This window comes from Natronorubrum halophilum, assembly GCF_003670115.1.
In the GTDB taxonomy this organism is placed as follows: Archaea; Halobacteriota; Halobacteria; order Halobacteriales; family Natrialbaceae; genus Natronorubrum; species Natronorubrum halophilum.
The window spans coordinates 950,001-966,293 of the sequence record NZ_QQTY01000001.1 but is presented as its reverse complement, the minus strand read 5'-3'; the positions used below and the strand labels follow the sequence as shown (position 1 = coordinate 966,293).

At 64.9% G+C, this 16,293-nt stretch carries 17 protein-coding genes; 7 read left to right on the top strand and 10 right to left on the bottom strand.

Annotated features, from left to right (window positions below):
• Window positions 1-5: 5 nt before the first annotated feature.
• The 4 genes from DWB23_RS04590 to DWB23_RS04580 form a co-directional block, all read right to left on the bottom strand.
• Window positions 6-1,142, bottom strand: coding sequence for a M24 family metallopeptidase (locus DWB23_RS04590; protein WP_121741605.1), 1,137 nt, complete (start codon window positions 1,140-1,142; stop codon window positions 6-8).
• Entirely contained in the window at window positions 1,139-3,013 is a 1,875-nt protein-coding gene (locus DWB23_RS04585) for a UvrD-helicase domain-containing protein (RefSeq protein WP_121741604.1), read from the bottom strand. Before DWB23_RS04585 ends, DWB23_RS04590 begins: the two co-directional genes overlap by 4 nt.
• Window positions 3,014-3,120: 107 nt before the next feature.
• A complete protein-coding gene (locus tag DWB23_RS22875; RefSeq protein ID WP_162989746.1) occupies window positions 3,121-3,279 on the bottom strand; it encodes a DUF7563 family protein in 159 nt (52 codons plus the stop codon).
• Between the two features lie 159 nt (window positions 3,280-3,438).
• Window positions 3,439-3,624, bottom strand: coding sequence for an HVO_0416 family zinc finger protein (locus DWB23_RS04580; protein ID WP_121741603.1), 186 nt, complete (start codon window positions 3,622-3,624; stop codon window positions 3,439-3,441).
• A 173-nt stretch (window positions 3,625-3,797) separates the two neighbouring features.
• Between DWB23_RS04580 and ubaA the strand changes: the two genes are divergently transcribed.
• Together ubaA and DWB23_RS04570 are read left to right on the top strand one after the other, a co-directional pair.
• Window positions 3,798-4,661, top strand: a complete 864-nt coding sequence (ubaA, locus tag DWB23_RS04575; protein ID WP_121741602.1) for an SAMP-activating enzyme E1 — start codon at window positions 3,798-3,800, stop codon at window positions 4,659-4,661.
• A gap of 109 nt (window positions 4,662-4,770) precedes the next feature.
• Window positions 4,771-5,085 (top strand): nucleoside triphosphate pyrophosphohydrolase, encoded by a 315-nt coding sequence (locus DWB23_RS04570; protein WP_121741601.1) that lies wholly within the window; start codon window positions 4,771-4,773, stop codon window positions 5,083-5,085.
• A gap of 101 nt (window positions 5,086-5,186) precedes the next feature.
• On the opposite strand, the gene DWB23_RS04565 is transcribed toward DWB23_RS04570, so the two are convergent.
• From DWB23_RS04565 to DWB23_RS04555, 3 genes are all read right to left on the bottom strand, one after another.
• On the bottom strand, window positions 5,187-5,972 hold the full coding sequence (locus tag DWB23_RS04565) for an SDR family oxidoreductase (protein WP_121741600.1): 786 nt from the start codon (window positions 5,970-5,972) through the stop codon (window positions 5,187-5,189).
• Between the two features lie 89 nt (window positions 5,973-6,061).
• Entirely contained in the window at window positions 6,062-7,531 is a 1,470-nt protein-coding gene (locus DWB23_RS04560; protein WP_121741599.1) for a sodium:solute symporter family protein, read from the bottom strand.
• Window positions 7,528-7,815 carry a DUF3311 domain-containing protein gene (locus DWB23_RS04555; protein ID WP_121741598.1) on the bottom strand — a complete coding sequence of 96 codons (288 nt, stop codon included), beginning with the start codon at window positions 7,813-7,815 and terminating at the stop codon, window positions 7,528-7,530. Before DWB23_RS04555 ends, DWB23_RS04560 begins: the two co-directional genes overlap by 4 nt.
• Window positions 7,816-7,990: 175 nt before the next feature.
• On the opposite strand from DWB23_RS04555, the gene DWB23_RS04550 reads away from it, so the two are divergent.
• Both DWB23_RS04550 and dnaG read left to right on the top strand, forming a co-directional pair.
• On the top strand, window positions 7,991-8,869 hold the full coding sequence (locus DWB23_RS04550) for a winged helix-turn-helix domain-containing protein (RefSeq protein WP_121741597.1): 879 nt from the start codon (window positions 7,991-7,993) through the stop codon (window positions 8,867-8,869).
• Window positions 8,870-9,129: 260 nt separating this feature from the next.
• Complete coding sequence (dnaG, locus tag DWB23_RS04545; RefSeq protein WP_121741926.1) at window positions 9,130-10,557, top strand: DNA primase DnaG; 1,428 nt, start codon at window positions 9,130-9,132, stop codon at window positions 10,555-10,557.
• Between the two features lie 131 nt (window positions 10,558-10,688).
• Here dnaG and DWB23_RS04540 read toward each other — a convergent pair whose 3' ends face one another.
• Window positions 10,689-12,035: a DUF92 domain-containing protein gene (locus DWB23_RS04540; protein WP_121741596.1), complete on the bottom strand. Its 1,347-nt coding sequence runs from the start codon at window positions 12,033-12,035 to the stop codon at window positions 10,689-10,691.
• Window positions 12,036-12,331: 296 nt separating this feature from the next.
• On the opposite strand from DWB23_RS04540, the gene DWB23_RS04535 reads away from it, so the two are divergent.
• Entirely contained in the window at window positions 12,332-12,937 is a 606-nt protein-coding gene (locus tag DWB23_RS04535) for an undecaprenyl diphosphate synthase family protein (RefSeq protein WP_121741595.1), read from the top strand.
• Window positions 12,938-13,009: 72 nt separating this feature from the next.
• Here the strand turns inward: DWB23_RS04535 and DWB23_RS04530 are convergent, their stop codons facing one another.
• Both DWB23_RS04530 and uppS read right to left on the bottom strand, forming a co-directional pair.
• Window positions 13,010-13,396, bottom strand: a complete 387-nt coding sequence (locus DWB23_RS04530; protein ID WP_121741594.1) for a DUF7344 domain-containing protein — start codon at window positions 13,394-13,396, stop codon at window positions 13,010-13,012.
• Between the two features lie 149 nt (window positions 13,397-13,545).
• Window positions 13,546-14,499: a polyprenyl diphosphate synthase gene (gene uppS / locus DWB23_RS04525; RefSeq protein WP_121741593.1), complete on the bottom strand. Its 954-nt coding sequence runs from the start codon at window positions 14,497-14,499 to the stop codon at window positions 13,546-13,548.
• Between the two features lie 127 nt (window positions 14,500-14,626).
• On the opposite strand from uppS, the gene DWB23_RS04520 reads away from it, so the two are divergent.
• Together DWB23_RS04520 and ahbB are read left to right on the top strand one after the other, a co-directional pair.
• On the top strand, window positions 14,627-15,031 hold the full coding sequence (locus tag DWB23_RS04520; protein WP_121741592.1) for a DUF5778 family protein: 405 nt from the start codon (window positions 14,627-14,629) through the stop codon (window positions 15,029-15,031).
• Window positions 15,032-15,212: 181 nt separating this feature from the next.
• Entirely contained in the window at window positions 15,213-16,292 is a 1,080-nt protein-coding gene (gene ahbB / locus DWB23_RS04515) for a siroheme decarboxylase subunit beta (protein WP_121741591.1), read from the top strand.
• Window position 16,293: the final 1 nt, after the last annotated feature.

The window sequence follows — 16,293 nt, the reverse complement described above, 5'->3', positions numbered from 1 at the left end:
TCCCGCTACTCCTCGAGCACCGCCGTCGGTTCGAGCGAGCGCGATGGTGCCGGGAGAACTTCCGGCCGCTCTCCCGTCTCTCCTTTCACCAGAATATCTGCGATCCGGAGCCAGCCGCCATCGTCGTCGACGCGAACGGCCGACTCGAGTTGAACGACGCTTCCAGGTTCGACCTCGGTACCGCCCTCGAGCGGCCGTTCGCGGGGCTCGAGGCCGACACCGGCGACGCGCGTTTCGACCTCGTCGGCCTCGCCGAACCCGAAGGCGCGGACCTCGGCCTCGAGGTCGGCTTCGATCCTCGTGACGGACTCCGTATCCGCCGTCAACATCGCCCGCGCCGACTGGAAGGATTGGGTCACCCCGACGTGGGCTCGGCGCTCTCGGCCGCCGTCGCCGTCGACGACGAGCGTCCGAACGAGCCCCCCGTAGTAGCCGCCCGGACCGCGGGGAGCCGTCTCGAGAACGATCGGCTCGCCGGGGCGGAGGGCGGTACCGCCGTCGCTGAGACTCGAGGGCGCGTGTCCCGGATCCGGGTTGATAACGGTGTTGCCCGCGGGAAACGCGCCGGCCGAGACGACGGCCTCATCGATACTGATTCGGAGCCGACCTGGCGTCAGTTCCTCGCCGTCGACTACGAGTCGGCCGTCGTCGATCGCTGCGTTCGCGAGCAGCGATGCGGCTTGCCGAATTCCAGCGCCAGCGGCGGCCTGCGCGGTCGAAATTCGGTCGCGTTCGGCCGGCGTCTTCGTCGCTCGAGCGCGCTCTATGACGTCCGTCGAGGCGAGCGCGAATCCGTCGTTCTCGAGATAGAGGGCGGCGTCGTGCGGGATCCGTGGCGGCGTCAGCAGCGTCGCCGTTTCGACGCGGCCGGCCAGTTGGGAGCCGAGCGTCCGAGCGGGGTGTGCGGACGCGTCCCGACTCGTGTGTGTCATCCACTCCTCGCCGTCGAACCCGACTGCGACGACGCCGTGCTCGGGAACTGCGCCGCGCTCGAGCGTCGCCCAGCAGTACCGAACGGCCGGATCGTCGCGCCCGCCGGCGTGGACGAACGCGACGGCGTCGCGGGCCTCGAGCGTCTCGCGAACGAGCGACTCGAGGGGAGATCCGACACCGTCGTCGGAGCCAGCGTCGACGCCGGTCACGGCGCTTCGGCTTCGATCGCTTCGCCGTCCGCGTCGGTGTCCTGTGGTTGCTGGGCCTGCTCGACCAACTCTTCCATGCTCGCGTCCGTCAGCCGGTTGTTGAGCAGGACGTCGATCGGCAGGGTCGGGGCTCCGTCGACGAGGTTCTCGAGGAGGACGAGGCGCTCGCGGGCCCGGGACATGCCGACGTAGAACACGCGGCGCTCGTTGTCGGTGAGGACGGGCACGGGCGAGGTCGTCTTGGTGAACTCCTCACAGCCGGGGATGTCCGTGGGATCGTCGACGGTTGCGACCATCTGCTCGACGACCTTCTCGGTGAGGTCGGTGCCGACGATGACGTGGTCGGCCTCACGTCCCTTGGCGGAGTGGATGGTACCGACGCGGACGCGGTCGGTCTCCATCTTGAGGTACTCGCCGATCGCGAAGTACGATCGGATGCTCTTTTTCTGGAAGTTGGTTACCTTCCGAACCATGTCCGAGGCCGAGGCGGGACCCGGCATGAACGGCGCGTGGTCCCGGACGACTTCGGCGGGAATCATCAGCTCCTCGAGGTCATCGATGCCGGTCTCTTCCTGTCGTTCGTCGATTTCGTCGAAGAGTTCGTCGCGCTCGGTCGTTCCGAAGGCCGAATCCTGCAGCATGTCGGCGAGTCGGCGGGCCTGCAGTCCGGTGACGTCGTCTCCCTTGTCGATGGCCTCGACGGCGCGGACGTACTGGGTGAGTCGGTCGGTCCACATCCGCTGGTCGGTCAGCGAGGTGAACGGAATCCCCTCGGTGATGAATTCGTCGATGAACTGGAACATCTGGTAGCGCGCTCGGAACAGGATCATGATCGTGCCGTCGCTCTCGATGAGCGTCCGTCGGACGTTCCGGACGACGTCGAGCATGGACGCGTTCGCTCGAGCCTCGACGGCGCCGCCTTCCTTGCGCGGTTTGAGATCCTTGTCCTGTCGCATCTCGATATGGCGAATCTCCTTGTTGACCGCGTTGAGGACGTTCGAAGGGAGTCGGTAGGAGTTCGGGAGGATGACGTCCTCGTCGACCTCTTCGTCGAGCAAGAGCGCGGGATCGGCACCCTGCCAGGAGTAGACGACCTGATCGTCGTCGCCGGCGATCAACACCTGTTTCATCTGGGGTTTCCACTCCTCGTAGACATCGTACTGGAGGGTGGTGATGTCCTGAAACTCGTCGATCACCAGGTAGTCGACGCTCGGCAGCAGGGAGCGCTGTTTGACGCGTTCTAACATGTCCGCGAAGCCGATTTTCCCTTCCTCACCCTTGTAGTTGCGCCAGGCGCGGATCGCTTCGGGGACGTCGATTCTGTCGTCGTCGGAGGGCCACGTCGGTGTGTACTTGTTTCCCTCCTGGGCGTTGGAGTCGATTTCCGGGGGGAGCCGAACTTCCTCCTCGTCCCACTGGAAGGGAACGTCGTACCAGTCGGAGACGTCGCGGCTGGTCCGCTGGAGCCACTGGCTCGTCGCGATGATCTTGTTCCCGATCGTCGTCGAGCGGGCGGTACGGCGGCCGGCACCGCTGTACTCGTCTTCGTAGTCGATGCCGTAATCGTCACAGAACTCCTCCTTGTCGGATTCGCCGATAACGTCGGCTCGAGAGAGGTCGAGCAACTCGTAGGCCTTCGCGTGCATCGTACAGACGTTGCCCTGCAGCGCACGGGGGCTTTCGTCGAGTCGTTCGGCCAGTCGTTCGCGAACTTCCTGTGCGGCCGCTCTCGTGTACGAGACGACGAGGATATCCCGGAACGTCACGCCATCCTGCTCGAGGATTTCTTCGACGTGGTCGAGCAGGGCGGTCGTCTTGCCGCTGCCCGGACCACCGAACAACCGGGTAACCTTCGTCTCCGTGGTAGCCATTGTAGCTATTCAAGGGCGCAATACCCATAAGTCACGTGGATTTTCGTCAATAGAAAAGCCCCGTCCGTCCGGCGAACTCGACGGACGGCGGCCGGTCGTCGATCGCCTCAGGGGTTCCGCGGGGAGCGGGCGGTTCGGATGTCGGCGCCGTCGCGGATCTTGTCCTGGCAGTCGGGGCAGACACGTGGATCGTCGACACCTCGAGGGGTAAACACCCGGGCGTACGCGTCCGTGACGAACGCACCGCAGTTCTGGCATTCGGGCATTGGTAATCCTCAGAACTTCTATTGAAAACAATATATTATAATTGTACCGTATGACGATGGTTGAAAATATTTGGGACGGTCTCTCAGGAGCGTGGTGCTCCGAGACAGTCCGGTACGAAGCCGCGATAGCGTCGTCGAAAACGAGCGTAGGGTGTGGTGCTACAACGTCGGTTCCCAGCCACAGACGGTACAGGAATTGGCGGCCGTATCGTGTAAGCCGCCGCACTCGGGGCACTGTTTCTTGTTATACTCTCGTTCCCACCCGACTCGTTCTACCGTGTGACCGTGATCTGCGAGGAATTGATCAACGACATCGTCACCGGCACCGTTGGGTGAGGTTGCCATAGCTATGTGAACGCACACCACACTATTAAAACGTCGGGTTCACCCACAGATCTGCCTCGACCGCTCGACGAACGCGACAACCGTCAGACACGCAACACGCGCTGGTCGTCCGCCCGAGCGCCAGCGCTGGATCGACCCGCGGATTTTTCTCGCTCTCGCACCAACTACCGAGTATGAGCGACCTCCGCCTCGATGCGACCCAACTCGATCGCTACTCGAGACACGTGATCATGGACGAAATCGGACCCGAGGGCCAACAACGGCTGCTCGAGGGGAGCGTCCTCGTCGTCGGCGCGGGCGGGTTGGGATCGCCGGCGATCCAGTACCTCGCAGCGGCGGGGGTCGGCCGACTGGGCATCGTCGACGACGACGTCGTCGAACGGTCGAACCTGCAGCGCCAGATCATCCACGGCGACGACGACGTCGGTCGGCCGAAAGTCGACAGCGCGGCCGACTACGTGGCCCGCCTGAATCCGGATATCGACGTGGATACCCACGAGACCCGCCTCACGGCGGTCAACGTCGCAGAACTGGTCGACGACTACGACGTCGTCTTAGACGCCAGCGACAACTTCGCGACGCGATACCTGCTCAACGACCACTGCGTGCTCACCGGCACGCCGCTCTCCCACGGCGCGATCTATCGCTTCGAGGGGCAGGTCACGACGTTCACGAACGACCGCGGCGACGACTCGAGCGAGGCCGATTCGGCGTCCGAAGGCTCGCCGCCGTGCTATCGCTGTCTCTTCCCCGAAGCGCCCGAACCCGGCACCGTCCCCGACTGCGCTACCACCGGCGTGCTCGGCGTCCTGCCCGGCACCGTCGGCTGCATTCAGGCCACCGAGGTCGTCAAGTACCTGCTCGAGAAGGGCGACCTGCTCGAGGGGCGACTCCTCATGTACGACGCGATGGACATGACCTTCGAGACGGTCGATATACTGTCGAACCCGTCCTGTCCGGTCTGTGGCGAGGACGCCGAGATCGAGTCGGTCGACGATGTCTCCTACGAAGGCAGCTGCGAAATTTCGGCAGATTAGCCGGTCAGCTCTCCGATCCGTTTCAACTGCGTTCGTCCAGCCGGAACTCGTAGTTCCGACGCCCGTTCGACACCATAATCCAAAAGACGGCGACGCGTGGAGTGGGCCTATGGGGCGAGAATACGATAAACTGGTGCGAGACGGTATTCCGGAACGCATCGAACGAAACGGTGAGACGCCGGTCGTTCACACCGCGGACGACGAGGAGTACGAGCAACGCCTCCTCGAGAAACTGGACGAGGAGGTCGCGGAGTTTCGGGACGGGAAAGAGATGGCCGAGTTGGCCGATGTCCTAGAAGTAGTTCACGCGATCCGGGAGCACCACGGGGTTTCGGCGGATCGCTTGTCGTCCCTTCGCTCGGAGAAAGCAAGCGAGCGGGGTCGATTCGAAGACCGAATCGTGCTCGAACGGGTCGAGACGTAAGGGTCGTCACACGTAGATTTCGCTACTGAGGCGGAATGGGCTCGAGCGAGGAGCCTACGAAACGCTCACGGCGGCGTCCCGCACGGGCGACGAACTCGCCGCTAGCTCCGCAACAGCCCGCCGTCGATCGGCACCGCGACGCCGTTGACGAAACTCGAGCGCGGACTCGAGAGCACGGTCACGATATCGCCCAGTTCGCGGGGCTCGCCGATTCGGTCCATCGGAATATCGTCCGCGAGAGTCGCGAGTCCGTCCTCGTAGTCGTCGTAGACGCCGCGCTCGATGTTCGCCTCGATGAGCTCCTCGATTCGGGGCGTTTCGATCGTCCCCGGTAGCACCGCGTTCACGCGGATTTCGGGGGCGAACTCCCGCGAAACCGTCTTCACGAGGCCGATCACGCCCCGACGGACCGAGTTCGACAGCAAGAGGCCGTCCGCGACCTCGCGGACCGTCCGCGACGTGACGCAGGTGATCGAGCCGTACTCGGAGTCGAGCAGGTGCTCGCGGGCTTCCTCGATCGTCCAGACGACGCTCATCACCAGCAGGTCGTAGGCCTGGTACCAGTCCTGTTCGTCCGTCTCGAGGAAGGTCGTACTCGGCGGGCCGCCCGAGGAGGTGACGAGGTGGTCGAGGCCGCCGAAGGCGTCGACCGTCTCGCTCACGAGGTGGGAGACCTCGTCGGGGTCGGTGAGGTCGGTCGGCGTGGCCCGTACCTCCCCCTCGGCCGTCTCGGCGAGTTCCTCGCGAGCGTTTTCGAGACGTTCCTCGTCGCGCCCGCAGATCATCACGTTTGCGCCCTCCTCGGCGAGCGCCTGCGCGCTCGCGAATCCGAGGCCGCTCGAGGAGGCCGTTACCAGTGCGCCGTTGCCGTCGAGGTCGAGATCCATGGCCGTGTCCACGGTGACGAGATACAAAGTTTCGGTGACGTGGGCAAGGTGCTCGCGGCCGCCCTCGAGCGTAGCGGTAGGAGACTCGTTCAGTCGGATCCCGTGTGCTCGAAGTAGATTGCCCGCCGTTCGTCCGCTGCCGGCGTCGTGACCAGCGAGACGCCGACGGTGACGACGAGACTGACGCCCATGCCGACGATACCGGCCGTCCAGCCGGCGTAGGTGTCGGGAACGACGGCGAGAAAGAGACTCGAGAGGTAGAACAGCTGACCGGCGACTATTCCGGCCGTGATCCCGGCTCGAGTCGTCCGCCGCCAGTAGAGGGCGACGAGTACGGGCAAGGCGAGCTGTGCGAAGCCGCTGAACGCCGCGTCGCCGAGTTCGAACAGCGTCGCCGGATTGATCAGGCTCGCCCCGAAGGATGCGGTCGCGAAGACTACGACGCCGATCCGGGCGAGCAGGTCCTCGCGTCGCTCCGTGAGATCGCGGTCGACGAACGGTCGGTAGAGGTCTCGGGTGAAGTACGACGAGCCCGAGAGCAGCATCGAATCCGAAGAGGACATCATCGCGGCCATCGCGCCGGCGATGACGAGCGCGGCGAACCAGACGGGCGTGTACTCGGCGAGGATAACGGGGAGGACGTTCTCGCCCTCGGGGATCGCCACCTCGAGGCCGGCGGCCCACGCGCCGAGCATGAACGAGGGGACGAACAGCAGGACGCAGAGGATCGGCCAGAGGACGAAGGACCGTTTGAGAACGGTCTTCGATCCGGCGGCGAAAAAGCGCTGGTTGACCTGCGGGAACATCGCGACGCCGAAGCCGATCGTGATCGCCGTCGAGAGCATCCACTGCGGGGTGTACAGGCCGCCGCCGAGCGCGAGGTGGCCGGCCGTCTCGCGCTCGAGCGCCGACGTCGCGGCTCCGGGACCGCCGACGGCGGCGAGCACCCAGAGCAGGGCGATCCAGGTGGTGACGAGCATGAACGCGCCCTGCAGGGTGTCGGTCCAGGCGATGCCGCGCATCCCGGCGACGACGACGTAGAGGATCATGAACGCGGTGATCAGCCCGGCACCGACGGCGTACGGTACGGCACCCTCGGTAAGCGCCTCGAGCGCGGTGCCCGCGCCGACCTGCTGAAGCATGACGTACGGAAAGAGATACAGCAGGCTGATACCCGCAACGAGGCCGCGCAGGCGTCTCGAGGCGAATCGGTCGCCGAGCATCTCCCCGAGCGTCACGTAGCTGTACTGCCGGCCGAGCAGCCACTGTTTGTAGCCGATCACGTACCAGAGTATCGCGAAGATGATCCCGTCCATCAATCCCATGACGAGGATCCACTCGGGGCCTTGCTCGTAGGCGATGTCCGGGCCGGCGAAGAACGTAAACGCCGACAGCAGCGTCGCGAAGGTCGTAAAGAGCAGGACGACGGTGCCGAGGGTCCGACTCGCGAGGTAGAAGTCCTCGGCCGTGCGGTCGGTCAGCCGGTAGGCGACTAGACCGACAGCCAGCGCCAGCAACAGATACCCGACGATGATTCCCATCTGCAGGGCGACGCTCACGGTTGATCACCCCCGCCGATCGACCGCGACGAGCGATCTGCGGGTCCGCCGCCCGCGTCGCTCGAGTCGCCGGCGTCGCTGCCGGTTTCGATGCCGATTCCCCACGCTCTGCGGGTGAACAGCCAGAAGACGACCGACGCGATCCCCATCCAGGCGATATGCCACCAGAGCCACAGCGGGAGGCCGGCGACGACCGTCGCGTCGCCCCAGAGCATCCACGGAATCGCGAGCGCGCTGAGGACGATCGCAGCCGTGATCCAGCCCACGCGTTCCAGACGGCGCATACGGGGTGGTGTGGCCCGACGTTGGTAACCGTTTCCCTTCAACAGCCACTATTGAAGAGTTTCAACCATCGATCTCTCACGGCCGCCTCTGGGCCCGTTTTTCGGAAGGTAAAATCGATTTTTCAGGGAGGAAAAAGCGTATAGGTGTCGGCAGGCGAATGTAATTTGAACTGAGATGGCCCGGTTGTTCCCGTTCCGTTCCGAACCAGCCCAGAACGAGGGCCACCCGCGCGTCGTCGATCTCGAGGGTGAGGACGCCGACGCGGTGTTCGGTGCCCTCTCCTCGACGACGGCCCGGCAGATCTACGCGCGACTCGAGGACGAACCCGGGACGCCGAGCGACGTCGCGGACGCGATCGACTCGTCGATACAGAACGTTCGGTACCACCTCGAAAACCTCGAGGGCGCCGGACTCATCGAGGTCGTCGACACGTGGTACTCCTCGCGGGGCAACGAGATGAGCGTCTACGCGACGACCGACGGCCCCCTGATCGTCACGAGCGACGAGTCGACGGCGAGCCGGTTGCGCGAAGCGCTCTCCCGATTCGTCGGCGGAATCGGCGCGCTTGCTGGCGGAAGCCTTCTGGTCCAGTACGGTCTCACGCGATGGGCCGAGTCGGCGGCGGATTCGTCGGCGGAGGGTGCGGGTGCGCCGGCCGCAGGAGCGGACGATCGGGAGTCTACGAGCGGGACGGACGATTCGGAGTCTACGGACGTTACAACCGAGTCTGGCGATGCAGGCGGCTCGGCCGACGGCGACGAAGCGGCCGGGGATTTCGAGGCTCAGGACACGACCACCAGCGGAAACGAGAGTGACGCTGCCGACACCGGTGCCGACGGGAACGCTGTCGACACGCCGGCCGACGAGGAAGTCGTGACCGCCGACTGGAACGAATCCGCCGGGGACGTAAGCGACGGCGGGGCCGAAGTCGCCGAGGTACTCTTCGATACCGTCCCGCCCGGCCTCATCTTCTTTCTCGGCGGGTTGATCGTATTGCTCGCGGTCATGTGCTACTGGTACTGGTATCGTCCGTCGCACTATCGGACAACCTGAAACCATTTACACACCGATCGCATCTCCGCGGTTCTCGCTCACTCCGTTCGCTCCGAACCGCGGAGATGCGATCGGGCGTGCAGTACGTGCAGCGGCTACTGTACGATATACCGCTTCGACGGCCGTCCGATCCCGTGAACTCCCCGTCCCTGGCGGTCGGAGTTGCTGACTCGGAGGTCAACAGCTATTTCCCCGTCACGATCCAAAATCCACATAAACCGTTGTGGTACCGTGTTCGCGGTACCGCGGGACAGATTCCCATGGAAGACACGTCGAAATATCTCATCCACGCGAACGTGACCGCCGACGGAATCGTCGAGCGGAGCGACGTCGTCGGCGCGATCTTCGGCCAGACCGAAGGGTTGCTCGGCGACGAACTCGATCTCCGCGATCTCCGCCAGTCACAGAAAGTCGGCCGCATCGACGTCGAAATAACCAGTACCGGCGGCCAGTCACACGGCCACCTCACTATCGCGACCAGCCTCGACAAGGTCGAAACCGCGACGCTTGCCGCCTCCCTCGAGACGATCACCCGAGTCGGTCCCTGCCGGGCCGACCTCGAGGTGACCGAGATCGAGGACGTGCGAGCGGCGAAGCGAAAGGAGGTCGTCGACCGCGCGAAGGAACTCCTCCGGACGGGGTTCGACGACACCGTCATGAGCTCCGAGGAGATCCTCGCGGAGGTGCGCCAACACGTCCGCGTCGAGGATATCACGGAGTACGAGGGGCTCCCTGCCGGTCCCCGCGTGACGGACAGCGACGCGATCATCGTCGTCGAGGGGCGCTCGGACGTGCTCACGCTGCTCAAGTACGGCGTCAAAAACGCCATCGCGGTGGAAGGGACCAACGTTCCCGATGCCGTTGCGGAGCTCACCCGCCACCGTACCGTCACCGCGTTTCTCGACGGCGACCGCGGCGGCGACCTCATCTTCGAGGAGCTTTCGCAGGTCGGCGACATCGATTACGTCGCCTTCGCCCCCTCCGGGAGTTCCGTCGAGGAACTCGATCACCACCAGCTGTTTGCAGCGCTGCGGAACAAGGTCCCCTACGACACCGTCTCGGGGATGAACGAGCCCAGGGACGCCGTCGCCGCGACCGACGGGAGTTCGACACCGGCACCAGCGCCGACCGAGACCGATGCCGATCACGGCTCCCCCGTCGCGTCGCCACCAACGATCGACGAGCCGTCCGACTCGAACGCCGCGGCGGCGAGTCCGGCGAACGCGGCTTCCGACACGGGTGTGACCGGTGGCGCTGCCGACGACGACGGCTCGAACGGCGACTCCGACGCCGCAACCGGACACCGGCGAACGGCGTCCAACGCACGGACCGCGATCGAGAACACCGCCGAGTCGGCGGACGAACCCGCCGAACCCGAAACGGTCTACGGTCACGCAACGGACGTCATTCGAGCGGGAACCGACCGGGTTCGATTCCTCGACGCCGACAACGATACCGTCGACGAGACCGACGCGAACGACGCGGCGGACGCCCTCAAAGCGCTCGAGACGGAGCCAACGACGATGATCCTCGACGGGATTTTGAGTCAACAACTGCTCGATCTGGCGGCCGACCGCGGTGTCGAACGGGTCATCGCGCGGTCGCTCGGGCAGTTCACCAAACGGCCGACCGCCGTCAGGATTCACGCGATCGACGACGTCGCAGAGGAAGCGCCCGACAGAAGCTGACGTCGGCCGCTGACGGACGCCTCCACGGTGTCGGTGCGGTACTTTCGGCACTCGAGACCGCTCGTCGCGTTCAATGTGCCCGTTCGACCGAAACGATTCATCTACGAACTGGAACTGCGTTGTCGAGCGTACTACCCGAGCATCGCGAACGAAAGCACGAGCAGCGCACAGATCAATGCGCCGGACAGCGTCGCGAGGAAGTTGACGCCCTGGTTGCCGAGGACGTTCCCCTCGAGCGTCGCGCCGAGGAGGCTGTCGACGGTCATGCCGACGATACCGGCGGCGACGATGATCGCCGCACCGACGGCGGTGACCTCCGGAAAGAGCGCGTAGGAGATGCCGCCAACGACGGCTGCGCCCGCGAGACCGGCGATCTCGCCTTGCCACGTGACGCCACCGTCGGTGCCGGGTTCGACGGGCTCTAAGGTGGTGATCAGCCGCGGCGTCTCGAAGACGCTCCCGATCTCGCTCGAGAGGGTGTCGCTCATCGCGGTCGCGACGGAGCCGGTAAACGCGAACAGAAACAGGTTCGGATCGGGATCACCGGGAAACAGCGTCGCCGAACTCGCCGCGTAGCCCAGTACCGCGACGATCGCGACGGCGGCGTTGCCCAGAACGTTGCCGCTGCCGCGAGCACCGTTGTTGTCCTCGGCGACGCCGAGTTCCGTTTTCTGTTCGTACCGAAATTTCGACGAGAGGCCGCCGATCCCGAAAAAGGAGATGAGGACGACGAACCAGCCGTATCCGCCGAGAACGATCGTTAGCAGGCCGAGCAGGATTCCGGTGAGCATCCCCGCGATCGAGGCCGTCTCGAGCGCGTAGGAGGCGTAGCCGAGGGCGATGGTAATCGCGAGTGCCGCGACGATTCCCGCCGTGGTGAGGGTCGGCTCGAGTTCGGCGAGCAGCCAGCAGAGCAGGCCAACGGCGAGCATCACGATCGGGTCGTCGTGAGAAAGGAGGACGTCACGGAGTAACGCGGCGAGCAACGCGCCGCTCGCGCCGAGGAAGATCATCGCGGGGAATGTCGACGCGACCGACTCGAGGGGGCCGATGCTGTCGGTGAACTCGTGTGTGAGCGTCTGTCCGACGACGGCACCGCCGGTCGCGACCAGACAGAAGGCCCCCGAACGGAGGACGTCGTCGTCCGTCCGACGGCGAGCGATCTGTTCCGCAAGGTTCCCGTATCCGATGAGGAGGACGGTTCCGACGAAGACGGCGACGGACATCGACGTCGTGGCCGCAACGATGCCGAGCGCGACGGCTGCGAGGGCGAAGGTGATGAGCCCGTAGAGACGGCCGTCCTCGTAGTCACCGGGATACGCGAGGAGATCGAAGAGCGGGCCGTCGGTCACGGCGAACGCGCCGACAACGATGGCGGCTGCGATGACGATCCCGACCCAGGGGCCACCAAGTGGGACGGCGAGTGCGAGCGTACAGAGGATCGCGAACACGCCTGCTCGCCGAACGGGTGTTGTCACGATATCGAGTCCTTTCTGTGGCGTTTACTTGAAGGTTCTTGACCTCCGTTCACCGGTGACGCCGCGGAATTCCCCGAGTGAGACGCGATACCGTGTTCGGATCGGCCGGTCACGAGCGCTTCTCCGACGGCGGGGAGCGGCGGTGATCGGTATGTCAACCGGCTCTTCTCGTCGACTCGAGTGACGGTCCGTCCGCGATCACGACCGGTCTCGACGCCGGACGAAAGTCGGCGACCGAACTGCTGTCGGTGACAGAAATCCGTACGCCTATAGTATCGGCCCGGAAACGCAAGCACGTGGGACTGTACGAACGGTACCTCGCTCTTCGAATTCGCCGCCACGGCGCCGAGAGCCCCGACCACGTCGCGCTCGTGATTACCGAGCGCGACCTGCTCGAGCGAGGGGCCTACGAAACGCTCACGGACTTCTTCGCGTGGGCGTTCGAGTACGCCTCGCAGGTCACCGTCTACGTCAGCGTCCTCGACGCCGCGGCGGTCCCTGCCTTGCAGCGCGAACTCGAGACGCTCGAGGCCCCTCACGAGGTGGCCGTTCGCGGGCCGGCGGATCGGACCCGCGCGGACGCCCCGATCCGGATCGGCATCGGTCTCGGGGGCAAACACGAGTTTACCAGCGCGGTCCGAACGCTCGCGGAACGCGTCGAAACGCGCGAACTCGAACCCGACGAGATCGACGACGAGCGGGTCGAAGAACACCTCATTTTTCCGTCCGAACCGGACCTCGTGATCAAGACCGGCGCAGAACGACTCTCCGATTTCATGATCTGGCAGTCGGTCTACTCGGAGCTCTACTTTACGGACGTTAACTGGCGTGATTTCCGGAAACGGGACTTCTTACGGGCGGTCAGGGAGTACTGCAACCGGTCGCGACGGTTCGGCCGATAGCGAGCGTTCATTCCGACGTGGTCGTGAGAACGGATCACGGACGGGAGTGGTACCGCCGCCGACCGAAACACGCTAGTCGACGGAATCCTGGGGCTCGATCCACTCGGCCGGGTCGCGTAACTCCGGACCCGCTCCGAGGGGCTCGTCGAGCCCGACGACGGGCCCTTCTAGCTGCAAGCCATTCGAACGCAGTTCGTACTCGAGGACGCCGTACTCCTCGAGTTTGGGAAGGGTCACGTGTACGAGCAGGATACGGGCCGCCGACCGGCGCAACTCGGCGTCCAACTGCGCAACTGCCGCCGCTAGCCGGTCGAGGGTCACGGGCGGCTCACACCTCGAGAGGGCGCGTAGCGTGAGCCGTGTGTGCGACGACGCGAGCAGTGCGTACGCGGTCTCGACCGCGAGGCCAGTGCGCTGCGTGAACCGATCGACGTCGATGGAGAGGTGTGGTTGTGACATTCTCCTTGATATAAAATTATTAATATATAAAGACTTTGCGGTGAGTGCCGTAGACAGACGGTACAGGCTCCGAACGGACACTTCGCTCGAAGCGCGGAAGTCGGACGCCGACCACAGCCAACCGACTGCGCTCCGTGGGGTTCGCCCGTTCAGTCGGCGGCCCGTCCGCTCGAGTCGATCCCGTCGACCTGTTCGCTTTCGTCGTCTAGGTCCCCCGGGTCGGGCTGTTCGGACGTCGGAAGCGAGTCGCGGAACCGCTCGACGATCGATTTGGCCTCGACGAGTTCGGGATCGCTGATCGCCCCGAGGAGGGCGATCGCCCGCCGAGCGCGGGTCCGTCGCCACGATTCCTCGCGGTGTTCGTAGGTTCGAATGCCCCGAAGGAAGTCCGTTTTCGAGAACTCCGGCCAGTAGGGCGTACAGAAGAAGACGGCGGCTTCGTTTCCGTTCGCGTGCCACGGCAGGAAGTTCGAGGTCCGCTCGTCACCGCCCGTCCGGATGATCAGGTCGACGTCGCGAACCGGCTGATCGTACAGCCGGTCCTCGATCGTCTCGACGTCGATTTCGTCGGGCTCGAGGCTCCCCGCCTGAACGTCGGTGGCGACGTCGTGGACCGCCTCGAGCAACTGCGAGCGACCGCCGTACGCGAGGGCGATGTTGAGGACGAATTGGCCGTGGTCGCGAGTACGTCGTTCGGCGTAGTCGACGGCGTCGCGAACGCGCTGGGGAAGCTTTTCGACCTCGCCGATCGCCCGGATCTGCACCTCGTTGTCGTGGACGCGCTCGGCGTCGGCGAACTGTCGAAGCTTCTCACAGAGGAGATCAAACAGCGCTTCGTTCTCCTCGTCCGATCGATCGAAGTTCTCCGTCGAAAACGTGTACAGCGTCAGTTCCTCGACGCCGATATCCTGACACCACTCGAGGACGTGCTCGGTCGTCTGCGCACCCTGGCGGTGTCCGTCGTGGGCGGCTTCTCCGTTCCGTCGGGCGTATCGGCGGTTCCCGTCCTGGATCACCGCAACGTGGGTCGGCGCGCCCGAAATCTCTCTCGAGAGCACCCCTTCGTAGGCCGCATCGACGCGCTGACGGAGCCACCGCTTCATTACTCGCCTAGAGGTCATCGAACCCTATGTGTTTTGCGTGTCCTATCACGGCACAACGTTCCGTTCCGGTGAGTGTCCGCCCGGGAAATCGTGACGGCTATCCGTTCGGGAGCCCTCGGCTCGAGCAATGGCAGACGCGATCGACGACGACCTCTATCAGCGGACCAAGACGCTACTCGAGCCCGGCGACGTCGAACTCAACGGTGCGATCGTTCACACGGACCACGACGGCAGCGAAGACGTTCGGATGATGCAGGCGACGATCGACGTCGGCGACATCATCGCCGAGCACTCGGGGTACGACCCGAAAGACTGCTACGTCTATTCGGGCAACGACGACCCCGACTTCTCCTCGAACCAGCATCAGGGACTGACCCTCGAGGACGAGGCGTTCGTCTGGGAGTGCCAACAGCTGTTGCGCGGGGGTAGCTTCGATATCGTCATCTACTACGAGGCAAGCGCCGACCACGAGGCGATCCTCCAGGACGTTCGGGAACTGGGCTACGACGTGACCGGCGTTCGCGGCGAATAAGACGATCGCTCAGGTTCATTGCGAGCCAGCGCACGGGTCCGGGCGGACCGGGGCGATGTCTCTGACGCCCGATCGAGACGCGGGCGCGACCGCAAATCGAGTGCACCCCCAGTCTCCCCCTTGACCGCTACTCGAGCGCCGTCCCGGTTCGTTTATGCCGCGGGCCTCCCGACGGTGAGGTATGACCACGGACGTCGACCTGACCGAGCGCGAACGGGCGGTCGTCAACGCCTATCAGGGCGGGTTTCCCGTCGTGGAGCGTCCCTTCGAGCCCGCCGCAGCCGCTATGTGCGATCGCGGGGTCGACATCGACGCCACCGAACTGCTCGAGACGATTCGAGACCTCGACGAGCGCGGGGTCCTCTCGCGATTCGGCCCGCTCGTCAACGCCCAGGAGATCGGCGGCGCGGCGACGCTGGTAGCCATGCACGCACCCGAAGACCGGTTCGACGAGGTCGTCGAGCAGGTCAACGCCTACCGCGAGGTGGCCCACAACTACGAGCGCGAGCACCCGCACCTGAACGTCTGGTTCGTCCTCAGCGTCGCCGACGAGGAGCGAGTCGACGAAGTGCTCGCGGAGATCGAAGCCGAGACCGGCCAGGAGACGTACAACCTCCCGAAGGAACAGGAGTTTCGCGTCGAGGCGAAGTTTTACGTCGACGGCCCCCTCGACGGCGAGGACGGTGCGAGCGCGGGTATCGACTGCACCGACCTGGGACCCGACGTCCCCTCGACGGGCAGATCCGCGCTGACGCCGGCCGAACGCGATCTCGTCCTCGAGGTCCAGGGCGGACTTCCCCTCACCGAAACGCCGTACGCGGACGTGGCCGACGCCATCGGCCAGGAGACGCGGTGGGTCATCGAGACGATCAACCGATTCGAGCGGGCGGGAAAAATCCGCCGGATCGGCGTCGTCCCGAACCACTACGCGCTGGGCTACACGGAGAACGGAATGACGGTCTGGAACGTCCCGGACGACCTCGTGGAGGAGGTCGGCCCGGCGGTCGCCGCCCTGCCCTTCGTCACGCACTGCTACCGGCGGCCGCGCCACGAGGGCGTCTGGCCGTACAACTTCTTCGCGATGACCCACGGCCGCAGCGAGGAAGAGAGCCGACAGCGCATCGACCAGGTTCGAGACACCATGGCCGACTACTGGGACGTCACAGACGACGACTGGGACTCGCTGTTCTCGACGCAAATACTGAAGAAGACGGGCATTCGGTTGGACGAGCGCGCTGAAGCCAACACCGAATCCGAGTAAC